General features: G+C 60.7%; 11 protein-coding genes. 10 read left to right on the top strand and 1 reads right to left on the bottom strand.

Features of this window, described 5'->3' with window-relative positions; translation table 11 throughout:
* Nucleotides 1–23: 23 nt before the first annotated feature.
* Nucleotides 24–1,427: a DUF1254 domain-containing protein gene (locus PY649_RS27710; protein ID WP_285872094.1), complete on the bottom strand. Its 1,404-nt coding sequence runs from the start codon at nt 1,425–1,427 to the stop codon at nt 24–26.
* Between the two features lie 246 nt (nt 1,428–1,673).
* On the opposite strand from PY649_RS27710, the gene PY649_RS27705 reads away from it, so the two are divergent.
* The 10 genes from PY649_RS27705 to PY649_RS27660 all read left to right on the top strand — a co-directional run bounded on the left by PY649_RS27705 (nt 1,674) and on the right by PY649_RS27660 (nt 13,165).
* A complete protein-coding gene (locus PY649_RS27705) occupies nt 1,674–2,906 on the top strand; it encodes an alpha/beta hydrolase (protein WP_285872093.1) in 1,233 nt (410 codons plus the stop codon).
* 184 nt (nt 2,907–3,090) lie between these two features.
* Nucleotides 3,091–4,731, top strand: a complete 1,641-nt coding sequence (locus PY649_RS27700) for an arylsulfatase (RefSeq protein WP_285872115.1) — start codon at nt 3,091–3,093, stop codon at nt 4,729–4,731.
* Nucleotides 4,732–4,798: 67 nt separating this feature from the next.
* On the top strand, nt 4,799–5,776 hold the full coding sequence (locus PY649_RS27695) for an AAA family ATPase (RefSeq protein WP_285872092.1): 978 nt from the start codon (nt 4,799–4,801) through the stop codon (nt 5,774–5,776).
* Entirely contained in the window at nt 5,773–6,723 is a 951-nt protein-coding gene (locus tag PY649_RS27690) for a DUF58 domain-containing protein (RefSeq protein ID WP_285872091.1), read from the top strand. The genes PY649_RS27695 and PY649_RS27690 overlap by 4 nt, the downstream gene beginning before the upstream one ends.
* Nucleotides 6,723–7,247 carry a DUF4381 domain-containing protein gene (locus PY649_RS27685; RefSeq protein WP_285872090.1) on the top strand — a complete coding sequence of 175 codons (525 nt, stop codon included), beginning with the start codon at nt 6,723–6,725 and terminating at the stop codon, nt 7,245–7,247. The genes PY649_RS27690 and PY649_RS27685 overlap by 1 nt, the downstream gene beginning before the upstream one ends.
* On the top strand, nt 7,234–8,223 hold the full coding sequence (locus PY649_RS27680) for a vWA domain-containing protein (RefSeq protein ID WP_285872089.1): 990 nt from the start codon (nt 7,234–7,236) through the stop codon (nt 8,221–8,223). The genes PY649_RS27685 and PY649_RS27680 overlap by 14 nt, the downstream gene beginning before the upstream one ends.
* Nucleotides 8,220–9,773, top strand: coding sequence for a vWA domain-containing protein (locus PY649_RS27675; protein ID WP_285872088.1), 1,554 nt, complete (start codon nt 8,220–8,222; stop codon nt 9,771–9,773). Before PY649_RS27680 ends, PY649_RS27675 begins: the two co-directional genes overlap by 4 nt.
* Nucleotides 9,770–11,059: a BatD family protein gene (locus tag PY649_RS27670; RefSeq protein ID WP_285872087.1), complete on the top strand. Its 1,290-nt coding sequence runs from the start codon at nt 9,770–9,772 to the stop codon at nt 11,057–11,059. The genes PY649_RS27675 and PY649_RS27670 overlap by 4 nt, the downstream gene beginning before the upstream one ends.
* 119 nt (nt 11,060–11,178) lie before the next feature.
* Nucleotides 11,179–12,138, top strand: coding sequence for a formylglycine-generating enzyme family protein (locus PY649_RS27665; protein ID WP_285872086.1), 960 nt, complete (start codon nt 11,179–11,181; stop codon nt 12,136–12,138).
* 73 nt (nt 12,139–12,211) lie between these two features.
* A complete protein-coding gene (locus PY649_RS27660; protein ID WP_432761418.1) occupies nt 12,212–13,165 on the top strand; it encodes an HAD family hydrolase in 954 nt (317 codons plus the stop codon).
* The last annotated feature ends 85 nt before the right edge of the window (nt 13,166–13,250 follow it).

The following is a 13,250-nucleotide window of genomic DNA, read 5'->3' as shown; positions in this document are numbered from 1 at the left end:
AGTACCGCGCGATTTTCCATTGGTCATTTCCTCACCAGCTCGACATCCGTTAGCACCCATTTCTTGTCGAAGAGGGCCTTCGTTGGTGCGTAAAGACGGAACATCAGCTCGAAGTCGCGCTTCGCGTCGGTCGGTATCCAGTTCGCTTCCCTGTCCTTGGGTGCCTTCGGTCCGATGAAGATGTCGACCGAGCCGTCGGCGTTTTTCTGCAGATCGGCGATTTGTGACGAGCGGCTCGCGCGGGTCATATTGCGGATCAGCGCATGTGTTTCGCGGTCATAGGCGGTCAACGACCAATATTGCTCCACGGGGGCGTTGGCCGGCACATTCAGGCGATAGGTCTTCGAACCGTCAAACGGATGCCCGTCCTTGTCCTTGATGGCGATCAGATAGAATTGGCCCGCGCCGAGGCGTTTGATGCCGATATAGGCATAGCTGTAAGCGAGACCACGAATGTCGACCGGATAGACATCTGGCTCTTCAAACGACGACTGCGAGGCCTTTAAGAGCTCCGGGTCGGCGGGGAAATTCCAGCGTCCCTTGTCATAAAAGGGCTTCAGACTGGTATCGTATTTTGCCTCCAGCCATTCGTGCGCCTCATGGATTCCGGTTTCGAGCTGCTTGCTTATCGCCGCGTCTGGCTCGAAAGGCTTGCCCTTCTCGATGCCCAGCGACTTGAGCTGGTCGATCATGGCTCGATCGCGCTGCAGCCAGGGTTCGGTCTGGACGATCCGGCCCAGGGATTTGAAAAAGCTTGTGTCGTATTTGATCGTAGAGTCAAACAGGACGTCCTTGGCGTCGGTGAAGACAGTCTCCGGCGGAGAGGCAGCCTGTGACAACGGATAGACCTTCAGACGCTTGCCGTACGCGACCGACTTTTCGATGTCAGCATCGCTATGACTGGCAAGATTGGAACGCAGAAGCGCGTATCCGCCATAGGTGTCCGACGCCAGTGGAATGTAGCCGTCAGGAACCTTGTCCTTGTAGCCGGGCGGCAGCACCAGGTACTTTCCGCCCTTGCCCTGGTCGGCACCCGATGGTCCGGCATCCTCAAGCGGCATCTGCCAGACGTCGACGATATTGCCGTTGATCGACCCTCCGTCGGCCGGAGGCACATCAATGACGACCGGGCCGACGTCCTTTGTGTTGGTGAAGACCATCAGATAGATGGCGTCCGGATTGGGTGTCAGGGTCTGATTGTGCCAATCGAGAGGGCGCGACCAATAGACAATCTGGTTCACCTCACCGCTTGTCTTGTTGAGCATCTCCTGGAGCATCAGGTCATAATTGACCGCCGGAAGCCCCCAGATCACCGCCTCCACCGCACGGCGCTCGACCGTGCGCTTCGCGAGTTCATCGGGCGAAAAGGCGGCAGCGGCCGATGCCATCGCCAGCATTGCCATTGTCACCAAAAGCACTCTTCTCACGCTAACCTCCCGCCGATCTCACACCAAGCGACAGGATTGCCCAACGCTGCGGGACACATAAGTACGTTACTGTAAATGCGCGTAAACGCTTTTAGTTGCGACACGCATGATGAGCACGCTTAACGAGCATTGGAAGCGCTGACACCAAGCCAATACCGAAGCTCCTCACCAGCGTAATTTACCGTAAAGTACTTAACCACACGCCCATGCTGCTTATGGTGATTCGGAACGATCGACGGAGCCCCGATGCGGAAGACATTTGTTCTTGCAATTCTGCTGCTGCTATCCGGCTGCGGCCATCCGACTGGCGTCATGACGCCAGTGACGCTAACGGCGGCGACACCCAAAACCGCGCAAGTCGACATGCTCGTGGCGACGACCCGCCAGCCCTCCGGCGATGCCGCAACGCTGTTCAACGGTGAGCGCAGTCCCAAGCCGCATCTGACGGACATCGCGATCTCCATTCCGCCGAAGCGCCCGGCCGGAACGGTGCAGTGGCCGAAGAAGCTTCCTCCTAATCCCGCCACCGACTTCGCTGTCACCCACGTCAAAGAAATCGCCACGGTTCCCGAGGGCCGGGCGTGGTTCCACCAACATACCGAAGGTGGGCACGCGATCGTCTTTATCCATGGTTACAACAACACCTATGAGGATTCGGTCTTCCGCTTCGCCCAGATCGTTCATGACAGCAACATGCATGCTACGCCGATCCTCTTCACTTGGCCGTCGCGTGCCCGGCTTACCGCCTACGTGTACGACAAGGAGAGCACGAATTATTCCCGCACGGCTCTCGAGCAAACGCTGCGCGTCTTGGCCCAAGACCCCGACGTCAAGGACATCACGATCCTCGCGCATTCGATGGGCACCTGGCTCGCCATGGAATCACTTAGGCAAATGGGCATTCGCGATGGACACGTGGACCCGAAGATTCACAATGTCATCCTCGCCTCGCCTGATATCGATATCGAGGTCTTCGCCAAACAATTCGTTGAGATGGGCGAGCCGAGGCCGAAGTTCACGCTCTTCGTTTCGCAGGATGACCGTGCGCTTGCGGCGTCGAGATTCATCTCGGGCGACGTCGGACGCCTGGGCGGGATCAATCCGGCCGAAGAGCCCTACCGCTCCCGCCTGGAGAAAGCGGGCATCACCGCCATCGACCTCACCAAGGTCAAGACCGGCGACAGCACAAACCACGGCAAGTTCGCCGAAAGCCCTGAGATCGTCCAGCTCATCGGCCAGCGGATCATAACGGGGCAGCCGCTGACCGATTCCAACGTCTCGGTCGGAGAAGGTGTCGCCGCGGTTGTCGGCGGCACCGTAAAGACGGTAGGCGCCGTCGCTGGCACGGCCGTCGCCGCACCGTTGACGATCGTCGAACAGCCGTCGCGTCCGAAAGAGCGGCCGTCAGGTCGGCAAACTGCTACAGATGTGGATGAGACGCTGCGCGTAGCTCCGGACTCGAAACCCCTGACCCAGTGAGTACGGATTTACGCATCCGATGCATCGCGCAACCCCGCGTTTACAGTAACGTACTTCCGCGCAGACACCAAAAATAGAAGTCTCTCCTGGTCGATGACAACGATCCAGTTCCGGCGGCGGCCAGACCCCTGCCCTATCACAAGGAGAGCGAAATGTTGAACGACCAGCGTAGGGAGGGCCGATGATGGACACGCAGCTCTCCCGCCGACTTCTTTGGGCGACGACTGTCGCCGCCTTGACGCTGATTTCAGCGCCGTTCATGTCGAGTGCATGGGCCCAAGGCACAGCGGCCCCTGCATCTTCAGCGCCCAGTTCTCCTGCGCCCAGTACAGATAGCGCAAGACCAAATATCCTGGTCATCTTTGGCGACGATATCGGCCAGAGCAATATCAGCGCCTACTCCTTAGGCCTGATGGGCTACAAGACGCCCAACATCGACCGTATCGCCCATGAGGGCATGCTCTTCACCGACTATTATGCCGAGAATAGTTGTACGGCGGGTCGCTCGACCTTCATCACCGGTCAGGTCTGCCTACGCACCGGGCTCTGCAAGGTCGGCATCCCCGGTGCGACCGTCGGTCTGCAGCCGCGTGACATCACCGTTGCCCAGGCGCTCAAGCCCCTCGGCTATGCCACCGGCCAATTCGGGAAGAACCACCTAGGTGACCGCGACGAATTCCTGCCGACCAAGCACGGCTTCGACGAGTTCTTCGGAAATCTTTACCACCTGAATGCCGAGGAAGAGCCGGAGCGGCCCTATTACCCGAAGGACGATCAGGAATTCGTCAGAACGAATTCGCCGCGCGGCGTCATCCATTCGTATGCAGACGGCAGGATCGAGGACACCGGAGCCTTGAACACAAAGCGGATGGAGACGATCGATGACGAGACGACTGCTGCGGCGATCGATTTCATGGACCGGCAAGTAAAGCAGGGCAAGCCGTTCTTCACCTGGATGAACACAACCCGCATGCATCTCTTCACGCATGTCCGCGACTCGATGAAGGGGCAAAGCGGCATGCCGGGCAACGACTATGCCGATGGCATGATCGAGCACGACAATGATGTCGGCAAGCTGCTGAAAGCGCTTGATGATCTGAACATCGCCAACAATACGATTGTCGTTTACACAACCGACAACGGTCCCAACCAATTCTCGTGGCCGGACGCGGCCACAACGCCGTTCCGCAGCGAGAAGGACACGAACTGGGAAGGTGCCTTCCGCGTGCCGGCGATGATCCGCTGGCCGGGCCATGTCAAGGCAGGCGAAGTGTCGAACGAGATGATGTCGGGCCTGGATTGGTTTCCGACGCTGCTTGCCGCCGCCGGCGATTCAGACGTCAAGGACCGCTTGCTGAAAGGAACATCGGTCGGCGGCAACCAGTTCAAGGTCCATCTCGATGGCTACAACCAGCTTGGCTACCTAACCGGGCAGGAGCCAAAGTCCGCGCGACACGATTTCTACTACTTCAACGACGACGGCCAACTCGTCGCCTACAGGTACGACAATTGGAAACTCGTGTTCTGCGAGCAACGCAAGCCCGGTGGCTTCGAAGTTTGGACGAATCCCTTCACATGCCTGCGCGTGCCGAAGGTTTTCAATCTGCGGATGGATCCTTTCGAACGGGCGGACGTCGTTTCCGATCAGTACTACGACTGGACGGCCAAGAACGCCTATCTCGTCCAATACGGCGTGTGGCGCGTCGCCCCCTTCCTGCAGACCTTCCGGGACTACCCACCGAGCCAGCGTCCCGCCAGCTTCAGCATTGACCAAATGATTGAAGCACTGATGTCGTCCCTCGAGCACAACCCCAGCGCTCAATAATTCAAACGAACCGAATGGCGCGGTCCAGACCGCGCCATTCCCTCCGGTAGCAACGACTGGATCCGACATGACTGCACGCGACGACATCCTCGAGCTCGGCAAACGCATCGGCCAGTCTATCATCGGCCAGGAGACGATGGTGGAGCGGCTTCTGCTCGGGCTTCTCGCAAACGGTCATCTGCTCGTGGAGGGCCTGCCCGGCCTTGCAAAGACGAGAGCGATCAAGAGCCTCGCGAAGAACCTCGATTCCGAGCTTTCGCGTGTCCAGTTCACGCCCGACCTGCTTCCTGCCGACATTACCGGGTCGGAGATCTATTTCAGCGAAGGCGGCAAAGGCGAGTTCAAATTCCAGCAGGGACCGATTTTCGCCAATTTGATCCTCGCCGACGAGATCAACCGCGCCCCCGCCAAGGTGCAGTCGGCGCTGCTTGAAGCGATGGAGGAACGACAAGTCACCGTCGGCGGCAAAAGCTATTCGCTTCCAGCCCTCTTCATGGTCATGGCGACGCAGAATCCGATCGAGCAGGAGGGCACCTACCCACTGCCCGAAGCCCAGCTCGACCGGTTTCTGATGCACGTTCAAGTCGGCTATCCCGACGAGACGGCGGAAGCGTCGATCATGCGGCTGAACCGCGACGAAGAGAATGAGGCGCGCCGCGACAGCAAGCCCGCCGCCCCGCAAAAGCTCAATTCGCAGGCCGTCTTCGACGCTCGCAAGGAGATCGGAGCGATCACCGTTTCGGATCCGGTCGAGAAATACATGGTCGCCCTGGTCTTCGCCACCCGCTATCCGGACCGCTACGACAAGGACCTGGCGAAACTGCTGCAGGTTGGCGTCAGCCCGCGCGGCGTCATCGGTCTCGACAAGGTATCGCGCGCCCATGCCTGGCTGAAGGGACGCGACTACGTGACGCCCGATGACGTCAAGGCGATCGTCAACGACGTCTTCCGCCATCGCCTGATCCTTTCCTACGAGGCGCATGCCTCGAACACCTCGGCCGACCAGGTCGTCGACCGGATCGCCGAACGGGTGGCTGTCTCATGAAAACGCCGGCAGACATGGGCGGCATCTACGTGACCACCGAAAGTCTGGTGAGACTCGAAGGGCGTGCGCGCGACCTGGCATTTGTTCAGAAGGCACGCAGCCATCAGCAGCTTGCCGGACGCATGCAGTCCTCGATGCGCGGCCGCGGGCTGACTTTCGAGGAACTTCGCGACTATCTGCCGGGCGACGACATCCGCTCGATCGACTGGCGCGTGACGGCCCGCACCAACAATCCGGTGGTCCGCGTCTACGGTGAAGAGAAGGAACGCCCCGCCATCCTCGTCGTCGACCAGAGGATCAACATGTTCTTCGGCAGCAGGCGGGCGATGAAATCCGTCACTGCCGCGGAGGCCGCAATGCTCTGCGCATGGCGCATCCTCGGCTCGGGTGACCGCGTCGGCGGTTTTGTCTTCAACGATACCGACATCGACGAGGTCAAGCCGCATCGCAGCCGCAATGCCGTCATCGCCTTCGCCGACAGATTGGCGAAGCAGAATGGCGAGCTGAACGTAGCCTCGAGCACCGCCGCAGCACCGGGACAGATCGATGTGGTTCTCGGCGCGGTGGCGAATATTGCTCATCACGACCATCTGGTGGTCGTTATTTCCGACTTCGACGGACACACGGCGCAGACGCGCGACCTGTTGCTGAGGCTCTCCGCGCGCAACGACGTGATCTGCCTGCTCGTCTACGATCCTTTCCTGCTCGAATTGCCGAAGTCCGGCGATATCGTCGTCAGCGGCGGCGGCCTGCAGGCGGAGCTCGCCTTGCGGCAGTCGGACGTCCGCCGCGCCATCGACAGGTTCGCCCGCAACCGCGGACGCGAGCTTCGGGCCTGGCAGCGCAAACTCGGCCTTCCCATGCTCCCGGTATCGGCGGCCGAGGAGACCGCTCCTCAATTGCGGCGCCTGCTCGAACAATCCGCCTGGCGACAGCGGAGGCGATGATGGAACCGCAAACGCCAAGGCCGGACCCGATGACGGAAACAGCGCTGCGCTCGCTGCATGACATCGCCATGCCGACGCCTGTCTCCTGGACGCCTCAGACCTGGGGCTGGATGGTCCTTGGGCTGATCCTTCTTGCGGGACTGATGATCGCATTCCTGCTTTGGCTTCGGCATTACCGCGCCAATGCCTACCGGAGGGAGGCGCGGCGTATCCTGGAAGGGATCGAGATCAGGATCCGCAACCCTGAAACCCGTCAGGACGCGATCCAGGAACTTGCCGGTCTTCTGAAAAGGACGGCTCTGGCGGCATGGCCTCGCGACGAGGTCGCCTCCTTGTCCGGCGCGGCATGGGTACGGTTCCTCGACGATCACGCAGAGGGCGGTGCGGGGCATAAGCTCGCGCGGCTGCTCGACGACGCCGAATACCGCAACGGTTCCGATACCGACGGATTGCCGCAGAACGACGGCGACGACATTGCCGCGGCCGCTCGCAGATGGATCGAGCGTCATTATGTATCAGCTTGACCTTCCGTGGCTGTTGCTCCTTCTTCCGGTACCGCTGCTTGTCCGGTGGCTGCTGCCTGCGTATCGCCAGACGTCAGCATCCGTACGCCTGCCCTTTTTCGAGCAGGTTGCCGAAGCCGCCGGCGTGCGTCCGACGGAAGGATCGGTCGTCGCGCGGCGGACGCGGCCCCAGTTCATTTGCGAGGGCGTTGCCTGGTGTCTGATCATCCTCGCGCTGGCCCGCCCCCAGTTCGTAGAGCCGCCCATCGAGAAGGTCGAGCCGCAGCGGGACATTTTGCTGGCGCTCGATCTGTCGCAGTCCATGGACACCAAGGACTTTCACGCGCCGGACGGAACGGTCGAGGCGCGCGTTGACGCAGTTCGCACTGTAGTCGGCGATTTCGTCGTCAAACGATCGGGAGACCGAATCGGGCTGATCGCCTTCGGCGATGCACCCTACCCGCTCGCGCCGTTCACGATGGACCACGTGCTCGTCCGGACGATGATTGCCGACACTCTGCCGGGAATCGCAGGGCCGCGGACATCATTGGGCGACGCAATCGGGCTTGCGATAAGGATGTTCGATAAGACGACGGTTCCGGAAAAAGTGCTGGTCGTACTCACGGACGGCAACGACACTGCCAGCAAAATGCCGCCGGTCAAGGCGGCGGACATCGCAAAGTCGAAAGGTATCGTGGTACATACCGTCGGCATCGGCGATCCCGAAGCGGCCGGAGAAGACAAGCTCGATACGACCACGCTTCAGAAGATTGCACGCGACACCGGCGGCCGTTATTTCTTCGGTGCCGACCAGTCCGACCTCGCTGCAATCTACAATGTCCTCGACCGGATCACGCCCGAAAGCCAAAAGAACCTCTCGTGGCGACCGCGGATCGAACTGTTCCATTGGCCGCTGGCTGCGGGAATCGGACTGCTCTCCGCCTACTACATCCTATCCGGCCTCACCGGGGTTATGCGCAGGAGGGCCGCCGCATGATCGCGGATTTCCACTTCCTGCGGCCCTGGCTGCTGCTTGGCCTTGTCCTCCCGGTCGCAGTGCTGTGGTTATCGTCCCGGTCCGGCGACGTCCGAAATCAGTGGAAGACAATGATTGCCCCTCACCTGCTCGACCGGCTGATTGTCGATGTCACCGGAGGGTCGAGTATCCGACCGTCATGGCTGCTGGCCGCTATCCTGACCGTCGGCATCTTGGCGGCAGCGGGGCCGACCTGGGAGCGGGAGCAACCTCCATTCGTCGAAGATACAGCTCCGCTGATCATCGCCATGGACCTTTCCCCCACGATGGATGCCATCGACGTCACGCCTTCGCGGCTCGAACGGGCCAAGCTGAAGATCCACGATATCATCGCCTCCAGAAATGGCGCACGCACGGGAATCATCGCCTATGCCGGGACCGCCCATCTCGTCCTGCCGCTGACCGAGGATGCCTCCCTCATCGAAACCTACACCGACGCGCTCGCAACCCGCATCATGCCGGTCCCGGGGAAGGATACGGCAAAGGCCCTGAGGCTTGCCGACGACATGCTCGCCCGGGAAAGCGCGACCGGGACCATCCTCTTCATCACCGACGGCGTCGAACGGCCTGCATTCGAAGCCTTCGAGCGAAACAGCGGAAGCGGCATCGTCGTACTCGGCTTCGGTACGGCCGAGGGTGGACCGGTGAAGACACCGGAGAAAGGATTCATCAGCGAAGGCGGCAACAGGGTCTTGGCCAAACTCGATGTCGAGGGTCTGCAAAACCTGCATAAGTTGACTGGAGCCGACGTGGCGACAGCGACAGCCGACGACACCGATATCCGCTGGGTGTCACAGCGGATCCGATCGAACTTCGCCGAGAAGAAGGCGACCGAGGGCGATCGGTGGCGCGACATCGGCTGGTGGCTCGTCCTGCCCGTGGTGGTCGCTCTCGCGCTGAGCTTCAGGAGGGGTTGGGTCGTGCGGACGGGAGCCTTGCTTCTGGCGCTTCGGTTGCTTTCGCCCGGCGACGTGACGGCAGCCGAATTCACGGACATGTGGCTGACACCGGACCAGCAGGGGCGCCTGGCATTCGAACGCGGCGACTTCACCGATGCGGCGTCGCATTTTTCCGATCCGATGTGGAGGGGCGTCTCTCTTTACCGGGCCGGAAAGTTCGCCGACGCAGTCGACGCCTTCGCCTCCGTCGACAGAGCCGAAAGCTGGTACGATCAAGGGAACGCCTTTCTCCACCTGTTGAAGTTTGAGGAAGCCGTCGCCGCATTCAACAAAGCACTTGAGAGACGAAAGGACTGGCCCGACGCACAGGCTAACCTCGTGATCGCCGAGCGCCTTCTGAAGGAGCAGAAGGACAAGGAGCAAGAGGAGCAGCAGGAGCCGAACGAGAAGCCGGACAGCGTGCAGTTCGATGACAAGGGCAAAAAAGGCAAGGAAGGACAGATCAACATCGCAGAGCAGACATCGGAGATGTGGATGAAGAACCTTCAGGTGAGCCCGGCCGACCTTATGGCGCGAAAGTTCTCGCTTGAAGTAGAGAAGAGGAAGCCATGAGATTGCTGGTGGTTCTTTTCTGGCTGGCGGCATCCCGCATGGCGATTGCGGCGGAGCCGTTCGCCCAGGTCACAGTCGATGGTGACGGACAGATCGTACCGGGCCAGCAGGTGCACGTCACCGTCGACGTTTTCGTCCCCGACTTCTTCACGTCGCCGCCGCAATTTCCGCTCTTCAATGTTGCGAATGCGCTCGTGACGCTTCCGGATGAACGCGCGCAGAACCTCATCCAGACAGTGGATGGCGTCCAGTATTCCGGGATCAGCCGACACTACGTCGTCGTGCCCGAGACTGCGGGGACCTTCACCCTGCCGGAAATCGCGATCGAGCTCGGCTACTCGCAGGACGGAAGACCGACGAAAGCGACGGCGCGTGCGCCTTCCACGAGCTTCCAGGTCGTCGCAACGGCGGACGGCGCGGCTACGGCGCCGGTCTTTGCCGCGCGCGCGTTGACACTGACGCAGTCCTTCGACCGCGACCCGTCGACCCTGAAGGCAGGTGATGCATTGGTCCGAACCATTACCGTCTTCGCTAACGACACGCAGGCGATGATGATCCCGCCCGTCGGCGTCGGAACGGCGCCCGGTTTGCGGCAGTACGAAAAGCCGCCGAAGGTTGAAGACGGCGTCGCGACCGATCGGGGGGCCGGCAGCCGGCGCATACAGGTGGTGGTTTATACCGCACAGACCCCGGGGAGTTTCGATATCCCCTCCCTCTCCTATCCCTGGTTCGATGCAGGCGACCACGCCCGAAAGTTGGCAACCCTATCCGCGGTGAAAGTCGTGGTCGCCGCGGCAGCCGCGACGCAGCAGGCAATCACACCCGAACTTGAGGACGACCAGAACGGACTGCTCAGAATTCTAGCTCGGCTCATCGTCGCCGGCGCCGCCATCATCGTGCTGCTCGCTATATTTTTCCGGCCCGCACGTCGAATGGCTTTCCGGGTTGCGAACTGGATTTCCGAGAGCGATGAGAGGAGACGACACTCCCCTCGGTACCAGCTCGGACAATTGCGTCGGACGATCCGAACAGCAGATCCCGCGGCGATCTATGCCGGATTGCAGGCATGGTCCGCAAAGCTCGGGCACCGGACACTGGCGGACTGGCTCTCATCGGAGAACTCGCCCGAACTCTCGCGCCAGGTCGCCATCCTCGCAGAAGGGCTGTTTCGAGGAAAGACCGCCGTTGAAGTCGATAGGAAACGGCTTGCCAGCCTTGTTGGAATACGCGGTTCGTCCACTACTTCCGCGACAAAGCCTGTCCTGCCAGACCTCAATCCGGTTTGACCCGAACGGACGCCTGCATGTGCCCTCCATTGCGTAGTTGACGCAGGAATTTACAGTAACGTACTTCCCCTCCCACTTGTCAGGCGCGAAGCTACAGCCTTCGAAATTCGGAGGCTGTGATGTCATTGGCATTCGAGGACGAACCCGCGAAAGCACCGGCAGGTATGGTCTGGATTCCCGGCCGCACCTTCACCATGGGCTCAAACGATCATTATCCGGAAGAGGCCCCCGCCCATCCCGTGAAGGTCGACGGCTTCTGGATCGAGGAGACCCTCGTCACCAACCGGAAATTCATGGAGTTCGTGAAGGCCGCTGGATACGTCACGTTCGCCGAGAAAACCCCTGATTCGAAGGATTATCCGGGCGCGTTGCCGAAGATGTTGAAAGCCGGATCGCTGGTGTTCCATCAGCCCAAGACGGTCAGCGGATCGGACATCACCCAATGGTGGTCGTTCAAATTCGGGGCCAACTGGCGGCGGCCGCTCGGAGGGCTGAGCGATCTCCGGGGCAAGCTCGATCATCCCGTCGTCCACGTCGCCTATGTCGATGCGAAAGCCTACGCGGAATGGGCTGGGCTCGACCTCCCCACCGAGGCCGAATGGGAGTTGGCCGCGCGAGGTGGATTGGATGATGCCGAATTTGCATGGGGCGATGAGCTGATGCCGGGCGGGGTGGCTATGGCAAATACCTGGCAGGGTACCTTCCCGACACACTCCACCAAGCCGAAAGGCCACGAGCGCACTTCGCCCGTCCGATCTTTCCCGCCGAACGGCTACGGCCTCTACGACATGATCGGTAATGTCTGGGAATGGACTACCGATTACTGGTCAACGCGGCATCCGGAGCCAGCCGCCAAATCCTGCTGCGTCCCGACAAATCCGCGCGGCGGCGATATCGAAGCGAGCTACGATCCAAGGCAGCCGCAAATACGGATACCGCGCCGCGTACTGAAAGGTGGCTCGCATCTCTGCGCGCCGAATTATTGCCGCCGCTACCGACCTGCCGCCCGGCATGCCGAGCCTGAGGATACCTCGACGAGCCATGTCGGCTTCCGGTGCGTGAAGAGAGTTCCCGCTTAAGAGGAGAGGCCCGATGAAAAACCGCTTGGAGACCTCCGACGCGATCTTTGCATCGCTGCTCGTGGCACTGATCATGCTGGTCGCGGGCGCAATATCTCCAGTGCTGGCGCAGGAATCGCTGCCTTCCTGGAACGATACAGCTGCAAAAACCCGGATCATGGACTTCGTCAACGCGACGACCACGCAGGGCGGCGAAGGCTATGTCGCGCCCGAGGATCGCATCGCGGTCTTCGACAATGACGGGACGCTCTGGGTGGAGCAGCCGTTCTACACCCAGCTCGGCTTTATGCTTGATCGGGTCAAGGATCTGGCTCCGCAGCACCCGGAATGGAAAGAGCAGGAGCCATTCAAATCCGTCCTAGCCGGAGACCTGAAGGGCGTCGCCAAAAGCGGCGAGAAAGGCATTGTCGAGTTGGGCATGGCAACGCATGCCGGCATGACCACCGACCAATTTTCCAAGATCGTCACCGATTGGTTCGCGACAGCGAAGCATCCGAAGACCGGGAGGCTCTACACGGAGATGACCTATGCGCCGATGCGGGAGCTTCTCGACTATCTGCGCGCCAACGGCTTCAAGACCTACATCGTCTCCGGCGGCGGTGTTGAGTTCATGCGTCCAATAACGGAAAAGATCTATGGCATTCCACCGGAACAGGTCGTGGGCAGTACGATCACCACGGAATACACCCTGGTTGACGACGTTCCGGTTCTGAGGCGGCTGCCGAAGATCGATTTCGTGGATGACGGTCCAGGTAAACCAGTCGGCATCAATCAGTTCATTGGCAGAAAGCCGATTTTCGTGGCTGGCAATTCGGACGGCGACTACGAGATGCTGCGCTGGGTGACCGCGGGCAAGCGACCTGGCTTCGCCATGCTGATCCATCACACCGACGCCGCGCGCGAATACGCTTATGACCGGCAATCGGCATTCGGCAAGCTGGACAAGGCCCTGGACGAAGCGGAGAGGCGGAACTGGCTAGTCGTCGACATGAAGGCCGACTGGCGGAAGATCTTCGGATGGGAGTGAACAGCACCCCCGGCTGTCGTTGTTCGACGGATCAGAGTTCCGGAAATAGCAACCACCGTACAAATGGTCGGGAGCGCGTCCTTAA

It is taken from the genome of Rhizobium mayense (assembly GCF_030272705.1).
GTDB lineage: Bacteria > Pseudomonadota > Alphaproteobacteria > Rhizobiales > Rhizobiaceae > Rhizobium > Rhizobium mayense.
Note: the sequence above shows the minus strand (reverse complement) of the source record. Positions and strands in the feature narration are given on the sequence as shown.

Bases quoted from the DNA above. Each gene is read 5' to 3' on its own strand.
- PY649_RS27705 (WP_285872093.1), top strand. From the start codon at position 1,674: ATGCGGAAGACATTTGTTCTTGCAATTCTGCTGCTGCTATCCGGCTGC.
- PY649_RS27700 (WP_285872115.1), top strand. From the start codon at position 3,091: ATGGACACGCAGCTCTCCCGCCGACTTCTTTGGGCGACGACTGTCGCC.
- PY649_RS27695 (WP_285872092.1), top strand. From the start codon at position 4,799: ATGACTGCACGCGACGACATCCTCGAGCTCGGCAAACGCATCGGCCAG.
- PY649_RS27690 (WP_285872091.1), top strand. From the start codon at position 5,773: ATGAAAACGCCGGCAGACATGGGCGGCATCTACGTGACCACCGAAAGT.
- PY649_RS27685 (WP_285872090.1), top strand. From the start codon at position 6,723: ATGGAACCGCAAACGCCAAGGCCGGACCCGATGACGGAAACAGCGCTG.
- PY649_RS27680 (WP_285872089.1), top strand. From the start codon at position 7,234: ATGTATCAGCTTGACCTTCCGTGGCTGTTGCTCCTTCTTCCGGTACCG.
- PY649_RS27675 (WP_285872088.1), top strand. From the start codon at position 8,220: ATGATCGCGGATTTCCACTTCCTGCGGCCCTGGCTGCTGCTTGGCCTT.
- PY649_RS27670 (WP_285872087.1), top strand. From the start codon at position 9,770: ATGAGATTGCTGGTGGTTCTTTTCTGGCTGGCGGCATCCCGCATGGCG.
- PY649_RS27665 (WP_285872086.1), top strand. From the start codon at position 11,179: ATGTCATTGGCATTCGAGGACGAACCCGCGAAAGCACCGGCAGGTATG.
- PY649_RS27660 (WP_432761418.1), top strand. From the start codon at position 12,212: ATGCTGGTCGCGGGCGCAATATCTCCAGTGCTGGCGCAGGAATCGCTG.